Annotated in this window: 11 protein-coding genes and 1 tRNA gene; 2 read left to right on the top strand and 10 right to left on the bottom strand. The window is 63.2% G+C overall.

Going from position 1 to position 15103, the window contains the following annotated elements:
- Nucleotides 1-15: 15 nt before the first annotated feature.
- Entirely contained in the window at nucleotides 16-1104 is a 1089-nt protein-coding gene (locus tag RUGAMON1_RS28345) for a type II asparaginase (RefSeq protein ID WP_445233645.1), read from the top strand.
- A 130-nt stretch (nucleotides 1105-1234) separates the two neighbouring features.
- Here RUGAMON1_RS28345 and RUGAMON1_RS28340 read toward each other — a convergent pair.
- A tRNA-Arg gene (locus RUGAMON1_RS28340) sits at nucleotides 1235-1310 on the bottom strand.
- Between the two features lie 204 nt (nucleotides 1311-1514).
- Here RUGAMON1_RS28340 and RUGAMON1_RS28335 point away from each other — a divergent pair.
- Complete coding sequence (locus RUGAMON1_RS28335) at nucleotides 1515-2066, top strand: c-type cytochrome (protein WP_445233644.1); 552 nt, start codon at nucleotides 1515-1517, stop codon at nucleotides 2064-2066.
- A gap of 55 nt (nucleotides 2067-2121) precedes the next feature.
- On the opposite strand, the gene RUGAMON1_RS28330 is transcribed toward RUGAMON1_RS28335, so the two are convergent.
- The 9 genes from RUGAMON1_RS28330 to RUGAMON1_RS28290 form a co-directional block, all read right to left on the bottom strand.
- The gene (locus RUGAMON1_RS28330; protein ID WP_445233643.1) at nucleotides 2122-3459 is read right to left on the bottom strand and encodes a sigma-54-dependent transcriptional regulator; all 1338 of its coding nucleotides are present in this window, start codon (nucleotides 3457-3459) and stop codon (nucleotides 2122-2124) included.
- A 1-nt stretch (nucleotide 3460) separates the two neighbouring features.
- Nucleotides 3461-5230 carry a sensor histidine kinase gene (locus RUGAMON1_RS28325; protein ID WP_445233642.1) on the bottom strand — a complete coding sequence of 590 codons (1770 nt, stop codon included), beginning with the start codon at nucleotides 5228-5230 and terminating at the stop codon, nucleotides 3461-3463.
- 22 nt (nucleotides 5231-5252) lie between these two features.
- Nucleotides 5253-6044: an ABC transporter ATP-binding protein gene (locus tag RUGAMON1_RS28320; RefSeq protein WP_332856030.1), complete on the bottom strand. Its 792-nt coding sequence runs from the start codon at nucleotides 6042-6044 to the stop codon at nucleotides 5253-5255.
- A gap of 1 nt (nucleotide 6045) precedes the next feature.
- Nucleotides 6046-6867: an ABC transporter permease gene (locus RUGAMON1_RS28315; protein WP_116991166.1), complete on the bottom strand. Its 822-nt coding sequence runs from the start codon at nucleotides 6865-6867 to the stop codon at nucleotides 6046-6048.
- A gap of 27 nt (nucleotides 6868-6894) precedes the next feature.
- Nucleotides 6895-7875 carry an ABC transporter substrate-binding protein gene (locus RUGAMON1_RS28310; protein WP_445233641.1) on the bottom strand — a complete coding sequence of 327 codons (981 nt, stop codon included), beginning with the start codon at nucleotides 7873-7875 and terminating at the stop codon, nucleotides 6895-6897.
- 178 nt (nucleotides 7876-8053) lie between these two features.
- Entirely contained in the window at nucleotides 8054-8611 is a 558-nt protein-coding gene (locus RUGAMON1_RS28305; RefSeq protein ID WP_445233640.1) for a hypothetical protein, read from the bottom strand.
- Between the two features lie 94 nt (nucleotides 8612-8705).
- Entirely contained in the window at nucleotides 8706-10772 is a 2067-nt protein-coding gene (locus RUGAMON1_RS28300; RefSeq protein WP_445233639.1) for a M13 family metallopeptidase, read from the bottom strand.
- An 88-nt stretch (nucleotides 10773-10860) separates the two neighbouring features.
- The gene (locus RUGAMON1_RS28295; RefSeq protein WP_445233688.1) at nucleotides 10861-12861 is read right to left on the bottom strand and encodes a M13 family metallopeptidase; all 2001 of its coding nucleotides are present in this window, start codon (nucleotides 12859-12861) and stop codon (nucleotides 10861-10863) included.
- A 202-nt stretch (nucleotides 12862-13063) separates the two neighbouring features.
- Nucleotides 13064-15103, bottom strand: a complete 2040-nt coding sequence (locus RUGAMON1_RS28290; RefSeq protein ID WP_445233638.1) for a M13 family metallopeptidase — start codon at nucleotides 15101-15103, stop codon at nucleotides 13064-13066.

The following is a 15103-nucleotide window of genomic DNA, read 5'->3' as shown; positions in this document are numbered from 1 at the left end:
CTTCTTGGAGACTCTATGTTCGTTCCTATTTCCTCCCGTGTGTTGTCCGCGCTGTGCGCCCTGGCGCTGTTGGCCGGGGCCGTTCCAGCGGTGCGCGCCGCTGACGCCGCACCATCGGCCCATGTGACCATCCTGGCCACCGGCGGCACCATCGCCGGCAGCGGGGCCACCAGCACCACCACGGTCGGCTACACCGCCGCTACAGTCGGGGTCGACCGCCTGATCCAGGCCGTGCCGGAATTGGCCAAGGTGGCGCAAGTCAAGGGTGAGCAAGTGTTCCAGATCGCCAGCGAAAACATGAGCAACGAGCATTGGCTGACCCTGGCCAAGCGCGTCAACGTGCTGCTGGCCCAGCCGGATGTGGACGGCATCGTCATCACCCACGGCACCGACACGCTGGAAGAGACCGCCTATTTCCTGGACCTGGTCGTCAAGAGCAAGAAGCCGGTAGTGCTGGTGGGCGCCATGCGTCCGGGCACCGCGCTGTCGGCGGACGGCCCGATCAACCTGTACAACGCCGTGCTGCTGGCGGCCAGCAAGGAAGCCATCGGCAAGGGCGTGCTGGTGGCGTTGAACGACCAGATCCAGGGCGCGCGTGACGTCACCAAGACCAACACCTCGACCCTGGACAGCTTCAAGACGCCGGAGTTGGGCATGCTGGGCTACATCCAGGGCAACAAGCCCTACTTCTACCACACCAGCACCCGCAAGCACACGGCCGACACCGAGTTTGACATCAGCAAGCTGGACGCGCTGCCGCAGGTCGACATCGTCTACGGCTACGCCAACGTCAGCCCGGTGGCGCTGAACGCGCTGGTGGGCGCAGGCGCCAAGGGCATCATCCACGCCGGTGTCGGCGATGGCAGCCTGGCTTCCAAGGTCCTGCCTTCGCTGACCGCAGCCCGCAAGCAAGGCGTGCTGATCGTGCGCTCAGCCCGCGTCGGCCAAGGCATCGTGGCCCGCAACGGCGAAGCCAACGACGATGAGCTGGACTTCGTGGTCTCCGATACGCTGAACGCGCAAAAAGCGCGCATCCTGCTGATGCTGGCACTGACCAAGACCAGCGACAGCAAGGAAATCCAGCGCATGTTCTACACCTACTAAAACTGGGGAAACTCCGGGGGCAAGTCTGCGATATCGCGACGCGCCCTTGATGCGACTTGGAAGACATATCTTTGGCAAACGGCGAAGTTATGCTTTCAGTAGCACAAGCTATTGATTTATATGGGAATTTTGGTGCGGCTGGCGGGGATCGAACCCACGACCCTTGGCTTCGGAGGCCAATACTCTATCCACTGAGCTACAGCCGCGCTGGGGGAATTTCTGAAGTGTGCCGTAGGATACCGTTTTTATCGAGGCCCGTCCATGGAAAGTGTCGTTTTGAGCATCTTAGCGTTTCCAAGCAGGCATTTTTAAGTCTATAATCGCCCGTTTGGTGAAGGTTTTGCAAGGCAGCTGGTTGATACTTTTCTTCTCACGCCACCCGGCTTCGAAATTAGTCTGTTAAGGAAATCATGAGCGACGCACATAACGAACACGAATCCGCCATCAGAACGCCTACGCAGCTCGTTGCTGCTGTTATCGGCTTCTTTGGAGTCACAGTAATTGGCATCATCCTGCTGGTGCAGTACGTGACCGCAGACAAATTGACCGGCGCCGGCTCCAATAGCCAATCCGCTGAAGAAATCGCCACCCGCATCGCCCCCGTCGCCGACACCGGCTTTACGCTGAAAGATTCCAGCGCGCCGAAAGTGCTGCAGACCGGCGAAGCCATCTACACCTCGACCTGCGCAGCCTGCCATGGCGCCGGCGTCGCTGGTGCACCGAAGTTCGGCGACGCCGGCGCCTGGAGCGCTCGTATCGCCCAAGGTTACGATACCGTGGTCAAGCACGCCATCGAAGGCCTGCGCGCCATGCCAGCCAAAGGCGGCAACCCGGATCTGGACGATGTGGAAGTGGCGCGCGCCGTGGTCTACATGGCCAACAAAGGCGGCGCCAAGTTCAAGGAGCCTGAAGTCCCAGCTCCAGCAGCGGCCGCAGCAGCAGCGTCCACGCCAGCCAAGTAAGCTCTCGCTACTCCAGATGAACCGGCCCCAAGCGGCCGGTTTTTTTACGCCCGGATTATTTGCGGCCGGTGACGATCTGGTATTTCTTCAGCTTGTCGTACAAGGTTTTGCGCGGCACCATCAGGTTGTCCGCCGCCAGCCCGACGTTGCCGTCGACCGCCGACAACGCCTGTACGATCAGCTCGCGTTCGTGATGATCGACCTGCTGCGGCAGCGACAAGGTCACACCATCGGCCGCCGGTGCCGGTGCGGATGCAGGCACAGGCGCCGCCGCAGCGGCGATGCCCAGCACCAGCCGCTCGGCGAAATTGCGCAGCTCGCGCACATTGCCCGGCCAATCCGCCGCCTGCCATTGCGCCATCTGCTGCGCGCTCCAGTCCGGCAGCGGACGATGGTAGCGGGCGGCCGCTTCGGCGACGAAGTGGGCCAGCAGCAGCGGGATATCGTCGCGCCGGTCGCGCAAGCGCGGCAGGTCGATGCTGACCACGCCGATGCGGTAGTACAAATCCTCGCGGAACAGGCCCTGCGCGCTCAACTGTAATAGATCAAGTTTGGTGGCGGCGACGATGGTGCAATCCAGCGCCACCGTCTCGTTGGCGCCCAGCCGTTCCAGCCGCCGCTCCTGTAACACGCGCAGCAGCTTGACCTGCAAGGCCATCGGCATGCTTTCGATCTCGTCGAGGAAGACGGTGCCGCCCTGCGCGTACTCCAGCTTGCCGATGCGGCGCTTTTGCGCGCCGGTGAAGGCGCCCGCCTCGTGGCCGAAGATCTCGCTTTCAAACACCGATTCCGGCAACGCGCCGCAGTTGATGGCGACGAAGTTGCCCTTGCGTCCGCTGGCGGCATGCAGCAGGCGCGCCGCCACTTCCTTGCCGGTGCCGGTCTGGCCGTTGATCAGCACGTCCACGCCGGCCGGGGCGATGTTGCGTATCAGGACTTTCAACTGCTCGATGGCGGCCGAGCGGCCGACCAGGTCGGGCACGTCCGGATGCTGGGCGCGGGCGCTGCGCAGCTGGCGGTTTTCCAGCACCAGCCGGCGGCGTTCCTGGGCGCGGCGCACCGCTTCCAGCAGGCGCTCGGCCGCGAACGGTTTCTCGATGAAGTCGTAGGCGCCGCTGCGCATCGCGGCCACCGCCATCTCGACATCGCCATGGCCGGTGACGACGATGACCGGCAATTCCGCATCCAGCGCGGCAGCCTGCGCCAGCAACTCCAGGCCGGAGCGGCCCGGCAGGCGCACGTCGGTGACGATCACACCGGGATAGTCGGCGCGCAGCAGCGCCAGCGCTTCCTCGGCGCTGGCGCAGGCCTGCACGCTGAAGCCGCCCAGTTCCAGCGTCTGGCTGGTGGCCAGGCGCAGCGCGGCTTCGTCTTCGATCAAAATTGCCTGCACTTTATGCTCCCTCGGTTTGCAGCGGCAGGCGCAGCTCGAAGCGCGCGCCGCCGCCAGCTTGATTATGCGCCGTCAATTGGCCGTTCATGGCCTGCACGATGGACGACGAGATCGCCAGCCCCAAGCCCAATCCCTTGCCGGACGGCTTGGTGGTGAAGAACGGTTCGAACAAATGCGCCACCACCTGATCCGGTATGCCGGCGCCGCTGTCGCTGATGCTGACCAGCGCGCATGCACCGTCACGCTCCAGGCGGATCGCGACTTCGCGCCGCTCGGCCGTCTCCACCGCGTCGAGCGCGTTGCGCAGCAGGTTGATCAGCACTTGTTCGATGCGCACGCTGCTGCCGGTCACTTGCAGGCCGTCGGCGGCGGCGATGTCCAGCGTGACGGCGTGGCGACGGAACTCGCTTTCCAGCAAAAACGCCGAGGCCCGCACGGAGGCGGCCAGATCGACCAAGGCCACCGTTTCATCCTTGCGCGCGAAGCCCTTCAGCTGGCCAATGATGGCGCCCATGCGCGCGCTGGCCTCGCTGATGTGGCCGAGGTTGCCCTCCACCTGCTCGCCCTGCCCGCGCGCCAGGAACACGCGGGCGTTGTCGGCAAACGCGCGGATCGCGGCCAGCGGCTGGTTCAGTTCATGGGTGATGCCGGCCGCCATCTGGCCCAGCATCGCCAGCTTGCCCGCCTGGACCAGTTCGTTCTGCGTGGAGCGCAGCAGGTGTTCGGTCTCCTGCAACTTGGCGTACTTGTTCTCCAGATGCTGATTGGTGGTGCGCAGTTGCTGCGTGCGTTCGACGATTTTATCGTCCAGTTCATCGGCGGCCTTTTGCAGCGCGGCGGCCGAGGCCCTACGTTCTTCCAGCCGGCGGCGGCGCTGATGCAGCGCCCAGCTCGACACCGCCGCGCAAGCCAGCAGCAACGCCGCAGCAGCGGCCCACTGCACGCCGGTGCGCACCACGCGCGACTGGCCGGGGAATAGCATCAGCTGCCAGCCCAGCTGCCCAACCGATTGCGTGACGAACAGATCGGAATGCCCGCTCAGCGACGTGATCCTCTGGCCGGTGTATTGCTGGGTGTGCGCGAGTTGGCGCTCGGTGGCCGCGTCCAGCGGGTGCAGGCTGCGGTAGATCCAGTCCGGGCGGTTGCTCAGGAAGATGACGCCGGTGCTGTCGGCCAGCACGATGGCGTCGTCGCTGCTGCGCCAGGTGCGTTCGAAATCGGCCAGGCTGATCTTCACCGCCACCACGCCGGTGACCGGGCCGCCGGCCGTGCCGTTGCGGTACACAGGCTGCGCGATGAAATAGCCGGCCTCGCTGGTGCTGGTGCCGATGCCGTAAAAGCGCCCCGCCCTGCCATGCAGCGCGGCGTCGAAGTAAGGGCGATAGGAAAAGTTCTTGCCGACGAAGCCCAGCGGCTGGTCCCAGTTGCTGGCGCCGATGGTCAGGCCGTCGCGGTCCATCACGTAGATCGCGCCCACCTTGGCTTGTTGCTGGATGGTTTGCAGGGTGCTGTTGAGGCGGGTGATCGCTGGCGCATCGGACGGATGCGCCAGCGCTTCGATCAGGTCGGGCTGGAAGCCCAGTACAAAGGGCAGCGTTTCATATTTTTGCAGCAGCGATTGCAGGTCCGGCGCCATCAGTTGCAACTGGCGCTGGCCCTGCTGTCGCAGTTCTTCGCGCGCGCGCCAGGTGCCGGCCAGGTAGGACCCGGCAATCATGCCCAGCGCGCACACGAGTGCGAACAGCAGTAGCAGGTTTTTTTGGGCGCGCATACGCTGATTCTACTGCACCTGCTCAGTCCACCGCCGCCATGCGCATCTCGTCGTTGTGATGGCGCTGCTGCTCTTCCATCACCAGCTGGCCCAGCTCGCGCTTGAGCGCGTTGAACTCGGCGGCGGACGGGTCGCGCAGGCGCGGCAAGTCCACCATCAGGTCGCGCTTGACGGTGCCGGGACGATAGGTCATCACGACGATGCGGTCGGCAAGGTAGATCGCCTCCTCGATGCTGTGGGTGACGAAGATGATGGTCTTCTTCAGCTCGGCCCAGATGCGCAGCAGTTCGTCCTGCAGGTTGCGGCGCGTCAGCGCGTCCAGTGCGCCGAACGGTTCGTCCATCAGCATGATCGGCGAGTCCAGCGCAAGCACGCGGGCGATGGCGACACGCTGGCGCATGCCGCCGGACAGGTCCTTCGGGAAGCGGTGCTTGAAGTCGCTCAGCGACAGCATGCCCAGCAGCTGATCGACCTTGGCCGTGATCTCCGCCTGCGGCATGCCCTTGATCTCCAGGCCGAAGGCGATGTTCTTTTCCACCGTCATCCAGGGGAACAGCGCGTACTCCTGGAACACCATGCCGCGTTCCGGACCGGGGCCGGTGACCAGCTTGCTGTCGGCAGTGATGGTGCCGGACGACGGCAGCGAGAAACCGGCGATCGCGTTCAGCAGCGTGGACTTGCCGCAGCCCGAAGGCCCCAGCAGGCAGACGAACTGGCCTTGCGGGATCTCGAGGTTGATATCCTTGAGGGCGATCACTTCGCGGCTGTCGGTCTTGAAGACCTTGTTGACGGCTTTGACTTCGATATGGGTCATCTTAATTCTCCAGGCCGCGGTGCCAGCGCAGCAAATGATTGTTCAGTTTGTTCATACCGACGTCGATGATCAGGCCCAGCAGGCCGATGCTGATCATGCCGGCGATGATTTTGTCGGACCAGAAGTATTCGCGCGCTTCGAGGATGCGGAAGCCGAGGCCGTTGTTCACGGCGATCATCTCCGACACGATCACCACGATGAAGGCGGTACCGATGCCGATCCGCACGCCGGACAGGATGTAGGGCACGGCGGCCGGCAGCATCACGCGGACAAACATGGTGCGCTGGCTGACGCCGAGGTTGCGGGCGGCGCGGATGTAGATGCCGTCCACTTGGCGCACGCCGGCGATGGTGTTGACCAGCACCGGGAAGAACGCGCCCAGCGCGATCAGGAATACGGCCGGTGCATTACCCAGGCCGAACCACAAAATCGCCAACGGAATGTAGGCGATCGGCGGAATCGGCCGCAGCACCTGCATCAGCGGATTGAACCACGCATACATGCGCTGGCTCGATCCCATCAACAAGCCCAGCGGCAGCGCCAGGCCGGCGCCGATGGCGAAGCCGACGATCACGCGGTACATGCTGCTGAAGGTGTCGCCCAGCAGCTCGCCGGACAGCGCCCAGCCCAGCCACGATTGCGCGGACGGATCATAGGCCGTCAGCGGCAGCAGGTACTCGATCCACTTGTGCACCACCGCGAATGGCGACGGCAGTACCTGAGGGTTGACCCAGCCCAGCATGGCGCTGGCTTGCCACAGGGCGACGATTACGATGGGCACGACCGCGCCCGAGGCGGATTGCCGCCAGTCTTGCTTGCTCATGATGTGTCTCCGGTTTATTGGACGCAGTTATTGGATGTTGAGGCTTTTCTTGGCCGCTTCCAGCAGGTCGGTCTTGACCCAGTCCTTGGCCACCGGCGCGTTGCGCATCTTGCCGGTGCCGTGCTTGGCCATCACGTCGGTGGTGATCTGGATGTGCTCGGCGGTGATGTCGTAGGTGTACGGCGAATTGCTGATGGCGTCGTCGAAATCGTCCTTGCTGATCTGATTCTTGAAGATCACTTCGCGCACGTATTTCTCGGCGACCGGCTTGTTGTCGAGGAACAGCTTGGTGGCCTGGACGAAGCAGGTCATGAACTTGGCGGCCGTGGCGCGGTGTTCCTTGTAGAACTTCTCGCTCATCACCATGGTGCGCACCGGCGCGCCGATCGGCGTGTCGTAGGGCTTCATCACTTCCACGCCGTAGCCTTTGTTGATGGCCTGCGAGGATTGCGGTTCGCTTTGCATGATGGCGTCGAGGTTCTTGCCCATCAGTGCCTGGTTCAGGTCGGCGAAGGCCAGGAACACCAGCTGCACATCCTTGCCCGGCGAGTCGGAGGCGGTCAGGCCGGCCTGGGCCAGTTCGGCGATCAGCAGCACTTCGTGGATGCCGCCGCGCGTGACGCCGACTCGCTTGCCCTTCAAATCCTTGATCGCTTTGATGTTGCTGTCGGGACGGGCGACCAGGCGCGCGCCGCCCTTGGCGAAGCCGGCCACCACGTAGATCGGTGCGCCGTTGGCGCGGCCGGAGATGGCGGCCTCGGAGGCGGTGGCGCCGACGTCGAGCTCACCGGCCAGGATGGCTTGCATCACGTCCGGGCCCTTGGCGAAGACGTGCTCTTCCACCTTGATGCCGCACTTGGGCGCGATTTCCTTGATGTACGAGACGGCGCCGTAGTGGGCGAACTTGAGGTTGCCGAGGCGGACCACTTCCTGGGCTTGCGCGCTGGACGCAGCGGCGGCAGCAGCGGCGATGGCGAGCGTCAGGGATAACAGACGGAACTTGGACATGCTTGTCTCCTTTGTGGTTGTAGTTACCGGGAGACATTGCAGCTTCCGTGCCAAGCACGAGCTGCGGTTCAAGTCATTGATTTATAAGGGATGGCGAAACAGGCGCGACGCGGTTCAGGCGGAAAACCGCATGAACCGGGCGGTGCTTATGCGGAAATCCGCCAAGCTTAGCTGCACATCAGCTGCACAGGCCGAAGGCCTTGCGGTCGGCGAAGTAGCGGTAGGTGAAGGTGCGCATCGGATATTTGGTCAGCGCGATTTCGAAGGCGGGCGGCACCACGTCGAAGCGTTCCGGCAGCTTGTCCTTCACGCGCAGGCGCACGCGCCAGATCGTATCGTCGCTGGTGGCGCCGGCGACCAGCATGTCCGGCACCTTGGGGATCACATCGACGATTTCCGGCCGCGAGTTGGTGGCGCGCTGGTAGAAGCTGACCAGTTCCGCCTTGGCCAGCACCGGGCCCTTGGGTGCGGTGACGTGATATTCGCGGCTCAGGAACATGGCCCGCTCGCCGCGCGGCACCAGGTAGACGAAGGTGAACTCGGCGCCGCCGTCCGGCAGCGTGACCGGCGGCGTGGTCGACACGCTGATCCCGCGCGGCAGCTCGTAGCGCGAGCCTTCCTGCCAGGTGGAGCACTCCGGCGTCTTGGCCATGTAGACATCGACAGGCTTGAACGAATCGCCGCAAGCGGCCAGCAGCAGGGGCAAAACGAGGAGTGCGGAGTAACGCAAGCGCATGGGGTACCGGTTTCTTGTAATTCGAAGCCCGTAGTTTACTCTGAAATGAAAAAGGGCCGCATTGCTGCGGCCCTTGCTTGCTTCTATGCGGTTGTTACCACATGATTACGCGGTCTTTTGGTTCCAGGTACATCTTGTCGCCTGGCTTCACGTTGAAGGCGTCGTAGAAGCCTGGCTGGTTGCGCATCGGGCCGTTGGCGCGGAATTGGCCTGGCGAGTGCGGATCAGTCTTGATCTGAACGATCTGCTGCGCTTCGCGCATCTTCAAACGCCATACCTGAGCAAAGCCCATGTAGAAGCGCTGGTCGCCGGTCAGGCCGTCGATCACTGGTGCTTCCTTGCCGCCCAGCGACAGCTTGTAGGCCTTGTACGCAATCGCCACGCCGCTGTTGTCGGCAATGTTCTCACCCAGGGTCAGTTCGCCGTTGACGTGGTAGCCAGGCAGCGGGCTGAACTGGTTGTACTGCTCCACCAGCATCTTGGTCTTGGCCGCGAAGTTCTTGTGGTCCGCAGCGGTCCACCAGTCACGCAGGTTGCCGTCGCCGTCGTACTGCGCGCCCTGGTCGTCGAAACCGTGGCTGATTTCGTGGCCGATCACGCCGCCGATGGCGCCGTAGTTGACCGCGTCGTCCGCGTCAGCATTGAAGAACGGTGCTTGCAGGATCGAGGCCGGGAACACGATTTCGTTCATTTCCGGGTTGTAGTAGGCGTTGACGGTTTGCGGCGTCATGCCCCACTCCGCGCGGTCGATCGGCTTGCCCAGCTTGGCCAGTTCCTTGTTGTACTCGAACTCGCGCGAGCGGATCACGTTACCCACCAGATCGTCCTTGGAGACGGTCAGCTTCGAGTAATCGCGCCAGGTGTCCGGGTACGCGATCTTGGTGGTGAACTTGGCCAGCTTTTCCTGCGCCTGTTTCTTGGTGACCGGGCTCATCCAGTCCAGCTGGTCGATGCTGACCTTGTAGGCGGCCAGCAGGTTGTTGACCAGCGCCTGCATGCGCGCCTTGCGCTCGGCCGGGAAGTTCTGCTCGACGTAGATCTTGCCGACGGCTTCGCCCAGCGCGCCTTCGGTCACGGATACGCCGCGCTTCCAGCGTGGGCGCTGTTCGGTCACGCCGCTCAGCACGGTGCCGTAGAAGGCAAAGTTTTCATCGACGTAGGCTTTGCTCAGGTAAGGCGCGCCCGAACGCAGCAGCTGCCAGCGGAAGTAGGACTTCAGCGTATCCAGCGGGGTCTTGGCCAGCAGCGCGGTCATGCCCTTCAGGTAGCTAGGCTGGCCGACGATCACGTACTTGACCTTGCCGGTCACGCCGGCGTCGGTCAGGTAGGCGTTCCAGTCGAAGCCTGGCGCGACCTTGCCCAGCTTGGCGATGTCGACCTTGTTGTAGGCCTTGACCGGGTCGCGCAGTTCGACCTTGGTCCACTGGATCTTGGCCAGTTCTTTTTCAAATTCCACGATGGCGTGCGCGGTGACGGCGCCGTGCTCGTCGCCGGCCATGGTCAGCATTTTGCCGACGTGCAGTTCATACTTGGCCAGCGCATCGGCCATCTTCTTGTCGTCCGCTTTCAGGTAGTAATCGCGGTCCGGCAGGCCCAAGCCGTCCTGGCCGATGTCGACCACATACTTGGTCGAATCCTTGTTGTCCTGGTGGATGCCGTAGCCGTACGGCGCGGTCACGCCGATTTTGTTCAGGTGCGAGATCAGCGCCGGCAGCTGCTTCTTGTTGTTCACGGCGGCGATCTTCGCCAGTTCCGCGTTCAACGGGGTCAGGCCCAGCTGTTCCAGCTTGGCCTCGTCCATGAAGCTGCTGTAGAAGTCGCCGATGCGCTGGGCTTCTGGGCCGCCGGCCTTGTTGGCGGCGGCGCCTTCGATGATGGCGCGCAGTTGCGGCTGGATATCGTCGCGCAGCTTGGCGAAGCTGCCCCAGCTGGCTTTGTCCGCCGGGATTTCAGTCGTGGCCAGCCATTTGCCGTTCATATGGGTGAACAGGTCGTCCTGCGCGCGTACCGCTGGATCGATGTATTCCACCGCAATGCCGGAAGCCAGCTTGGCGTTTGCTACTTGGGCGCTGGCCGGAGCTACACTTGTGGTGTTGTCGGCGGCGCCCGCCAGGCCTGCGATCAGGCTCAGGGTCAATGCACTTACGAGATGACGTTTCACGAAAATATCCTCTTGATTGAATAAAGGCCAATCCACGGTGTTTGGCCCTGTTGCGCTTTATATCACAGGGCCGCCACCGCATAAAGTGTTACCACATGATGACGCGGTCTTTTGGCGCCAGATACATTTTATCGCCCGGTTTTACGCCAAAAGCGTTGTAAAAACCCGGCTGGTTGCGCACCGTGCCGTTGGCGCGGAACTGGTCCGGCGAGTGCGGATCGGATTTAAGGTAAACGATTTGCTGGGCGTCGCGGATCTTGCTGCGCCACACCTGGCCAAAGCCCATGTAGAAGCGCTGCTCGCCGGTCAGGCCGTCGATCACCGGCGACGGCTGGCCGTTCAGCGAGATCTGGTAAGCCTTGAGGGCGATCGCCGCGCCGGAGTTGTCGGCGATGTTCTCGCCCAGCGTCAGCTCGCCGTTGACGTGGTAGCCCTTGACCGGGCTGAAGGCGCTGTACTGCTTGACCAGCATCTTGCTCTTGGCGGCGAAGTTCTTGTGGTCGGCCTTGGTCCACCAGTCGCGCAGGTTGCCGTCGCCGTCGTACTGGGCGCCCTGGTCGTCGAAACCGTGGCTGATCTCATGGCCGATCACCGCGCCGATGGCGCCGTAGTTGACGGCGTCGTCCGCGTCGGCGTTGAAGAACGGCGGTTGCAGGATGGCGGCCGGGAACACGATCTCGTTCAGCTCCGGGTTGTAGTAGGCGTTGATGGTCTGCGGCGTCATGCCCCATTCGTCGCGGTCGACCGGCTTGCCGAGCTTGTTCACTTCCTTGTTGTAGTCGAACTCGCGCGAGCGGCGGACATTGCCCACCAGGTCATCCTTGACCACCACCAGCGACGAGTAGTCGCGCCACTTGTTCGGATAGCCAATCTTGACCATGAACTTGGCCAGCTTGGCCTGTGCCTGTTCCTTGGTGGCCGGGCCCATCCAGTCCAGCGTGTTGATGCTTTGCTTGAAGGCCGCCAGCAGGTTCTGCACCAGCGCCTCCATGCGCGCCTTGCGCTCGGCCGGGAAGTGCTGCTCCACGTACAGCTTGCCCAGGCTCTCGCCCAGCGCGCCGTCGGTGGCGTTGACCGCGCGCTTCCAGCGCGGCTCCTGTTCCTTGGTGTCGCTCAGCACGGTGCCGTAGAAGGCGAAGTTCTCCAGCGCGAAATCCTTCGCCAGGTAAGGCGCGCTGGCGTGGATCACCTGCCAGCGGAACCAGGCCTGCCAGGTCGACAGCGGGGTCTTGTTCAGCACCTTGTTGAAGCCGGTGATGAAGCTGGGCTGGCTGACGATGACGTAGTCGACCTTGCCGGCGATGCCGGTGTCGTTGAGCCAGGTGGTCCAGTCGTAGCCCGGCGCCAGCTTGGACAGGTCGGCCAGCGGCACCTTGTTGTAGGCCTTGACCGGGTCGCGCAGCTCGACCTTGGTCCACTGGATCTTCGCCAGCTCGGTCTCCAGCGCGACGATGGCCTTGGCGTCGGCCGCCGGGCTGGCGTTGCCGGCCAGGGTCAGCATCTTGGTCACGTGCTGCTGGTACTTGGCCAGCGTGTCGGCCATCTTCTTGTCTGATTTTTTCAGGTAGTAGTCGCGGTCCGGCAGGCTCAGGCCGTCCTGGACGAGGTCGGCCACGTACTTGGTCGAATCCTTGTTGTCCTGGTGGATGGCGAAGCCGTAGGGCGCGGTCACGCCGTAGCGGTTGAAATGGGCGATCAGGGCCGGGATTTCCTTCTTGTCCTTGAGCGCGGCCACGCGGTCGAGCTCAGCTTGCAGCGGGCTCAGGCCCAGTTGCTCCAGCTTGGCTTCGTCCATATAGCTGGCGAAGAAATCGCCGATGCGCTGGGCGTCGGAACCGGGCGTCTTGTTCGGATCGGCGGCGGCGGCCTCGATGATGGCGCGCAGCTGCGGCTTGGTGTCATCGTCCAGTTTTTCAAACGAACCCCAGCTCGATTTGTCGGCCGGGATGGCGGTCTTGGCCAGCCACTTGCCGTTCAGGTTGAGGAAGAAATCGTCCTGCGGGCGTACCGCGGCGTTGATCTCGCCCAGGTCCACACCCGAGATTTTTTGTTGTGCCTGGACGCCGGCCGAAACCAGCAGCGCCAACATCAGCGCGCTTAACAAATGTGCTTTCAAGTCTATCTCCAAAGATGGGGGGTCAGATCTGACATTCGGACACGGCCTCTGGTGTATCGGGTGCTTACGGCCGAGCTTGTGTCCGAATGTCAGATCTGACCCCGGTGTTTTTCAAACAATAGCAAAAAGGCCACACTGGGTGGCCTTTTTGTGCGTTTTCCAGGCGGTTAAGCGCTTACCAGATGATCACGCGCTGTTCCGGCGCAACATACATCTTGTCGCCCGGCTTCACGCCGAAGGCTTCGTAGAAGCCGGGCTGGTTGACCATCGTGCCATTGGCGCGGAACTGGCCCGGCGAATGCGGGTCGGTCTTGATCTGCACGATCTGCTGGGCGTCGCGCGTCTTGCTGCGCCATACCTGGGCAAAGCCCATGTAGAAGCGCTGGTCGCCGGTCAGGCCGTCGATCACCGGCGCTTCCTTGCCGCCCAGCGACAGCTTGTAGGCCTTGTAGGCGATCGAGACGCCGCTGTTGTCAGCAATGTTCTCGCCCAAGGTCAGCGAACCGTTGACGTTGTAGCCCTTGATCGGGCTGTAGCCGTCGTACTGCCTGGTCAGCGCGTCGGCCTTGGCCTTGAAGTTGGCGCGGTCTTCCTTGGTCCACCAGTCGCGCAGGTTGCCGTCGCCGTCGGACTGGCTGCCCTTGTCGTCGAAGCCGTGGCTGATTTCGTGGCCGATCACCGCGCCGATGGCGCCGTAGTTGACGGCGTCGTCGGCCTTGGCGTCAAAGAACGGCGGTTGCAAAATCGCGGCCGGGAACACGATCTCGTTCATCGTCGAATTGTAATAGGCGTTGATGGTCTGCGGCGTCATGCCCCACTCTTCGCGGTCGATCGGCTTGCCCAGCTTGTTGACCATGCGCTGGTGACCGAACACCGAGGCGCGCATGGCGTTGCCCACCAGGTCGCTCTTGACGATGGCCAGCGACGAGTAGTCGCGCCACTTGTTCGGGTAGCCGATCTTGGGCGTGAACTTGGCCAGCTTGGCTTGCGCTTCCTTCTTGGTTTCCGGACTCATCCAGTCCAGCGTGTCGATGCTGGCCTTGTACGAAGCCAGCAGGTTCTTCACCAGCTCTTCCATGCGCGCCTTGCGCTCCGGCGGGAAATGCTGGCCGACGTACAGCTTGCCCAGCACTTCGCCCAGGCTGTTTTCCACCAGGCTCACCGCCGATTTCCAGCGCGGCGGCTTGACGGCCACGCCGGTCAGCACGGTGCTGTAGAAATCGAAGTTGGCGTCGGCGAAGTCCTTCGACAGATAAGGCGACGCGCGACGCAGCAGCTGCCATTCGAAGTAGGATTTCCAGGTCGCCAGGTCGGTCTTTTCCAGCGCGGCGTTAAAGCCTTCCAGGTAGCTCGGCTGGTTGACGATCACATAGTCGATCTTGTTGGCCACGCCGGCCGCCGCCAGCGCGTGCTGCCAGTCGTAGCCCGGCGCCAGCTCGGACAGCTTGGCGATCGACATCTTGTTGTAGCGCTTGACCGGGTCGCGGTTCTGGACCTTGGTCCACTGCACCTCGGCCAGCGCGGTTTCCAGCGCGACCACCGCCTTGGCGCTGGCGGCGGCGTGCTTGTCGCCGCCCAGCGTCAGGATCTTGGCCACGTGCGCTTCATACTTGGCCAGCGTGTCCACCATCTTGGCGTCGTCTTTTTTCAAGTAGTAGTCGCGGTCCGGCAGGCCCAGGCCGCTTTGCGAGATGCTGACCGCGTACTTGGTCGATTCGCGCGCATCCTGGCTGACGTAGATGCCGTACGGCGCGCCGACGCCGATCTCGTCCAGGTGGGCGATCAGCATCGGGAAGGCTTTCTTGTCCTTGATGGCGCGGATGCGGTTCAGTTCACCGGCCAGCGGCTTGACGCCCAGCGCCTCCAGTTTTTTCTCGTCCATGAAGCTGGCGTACAGATCGCCGATTTTCTGGGCGTCGCTGCCGGCCTTGCGGCCCTTGTCGGCGTCGGCCGCTTCGATGATGGCGCGCAGCTGCGGCAGCACATCGTCGCGCAGCTTGGCGAAGGTGCCCCAGCTGGATTTATCCTCGGGGATTTGCGTGCTCTTCAGCCACTCGCCGTTCAGGTAGTGATAGAAGTCGTCTTGCGGACGCACGCTGGCGTCGATGTATTGGGTGGCGATGCCGGACACCGGGGCGGCATCGGCGGCTACGGCGGCGCCGGCAAAGGCGGTCATCAGGCTCAGGGTAAGCGTGCTCAGCAAGTATCGTTTCAC

It is taken from the genome of Duganella rhizosphaerae (genome assembly GCF_040364205.1).
GTDB classification, from domain to species: domain Bacteria; phylum Pseudomonadota; class Gammaproteobacteria; order Burkholderiales; family Burkholderiaceae_D; genus Rugamonas; species Rugamonas rhizosphaerae.
Note: the sequence above shows the minus strand (reverse complement) of the source record. Positions and strands in the feature narration are given on the sequence as shown.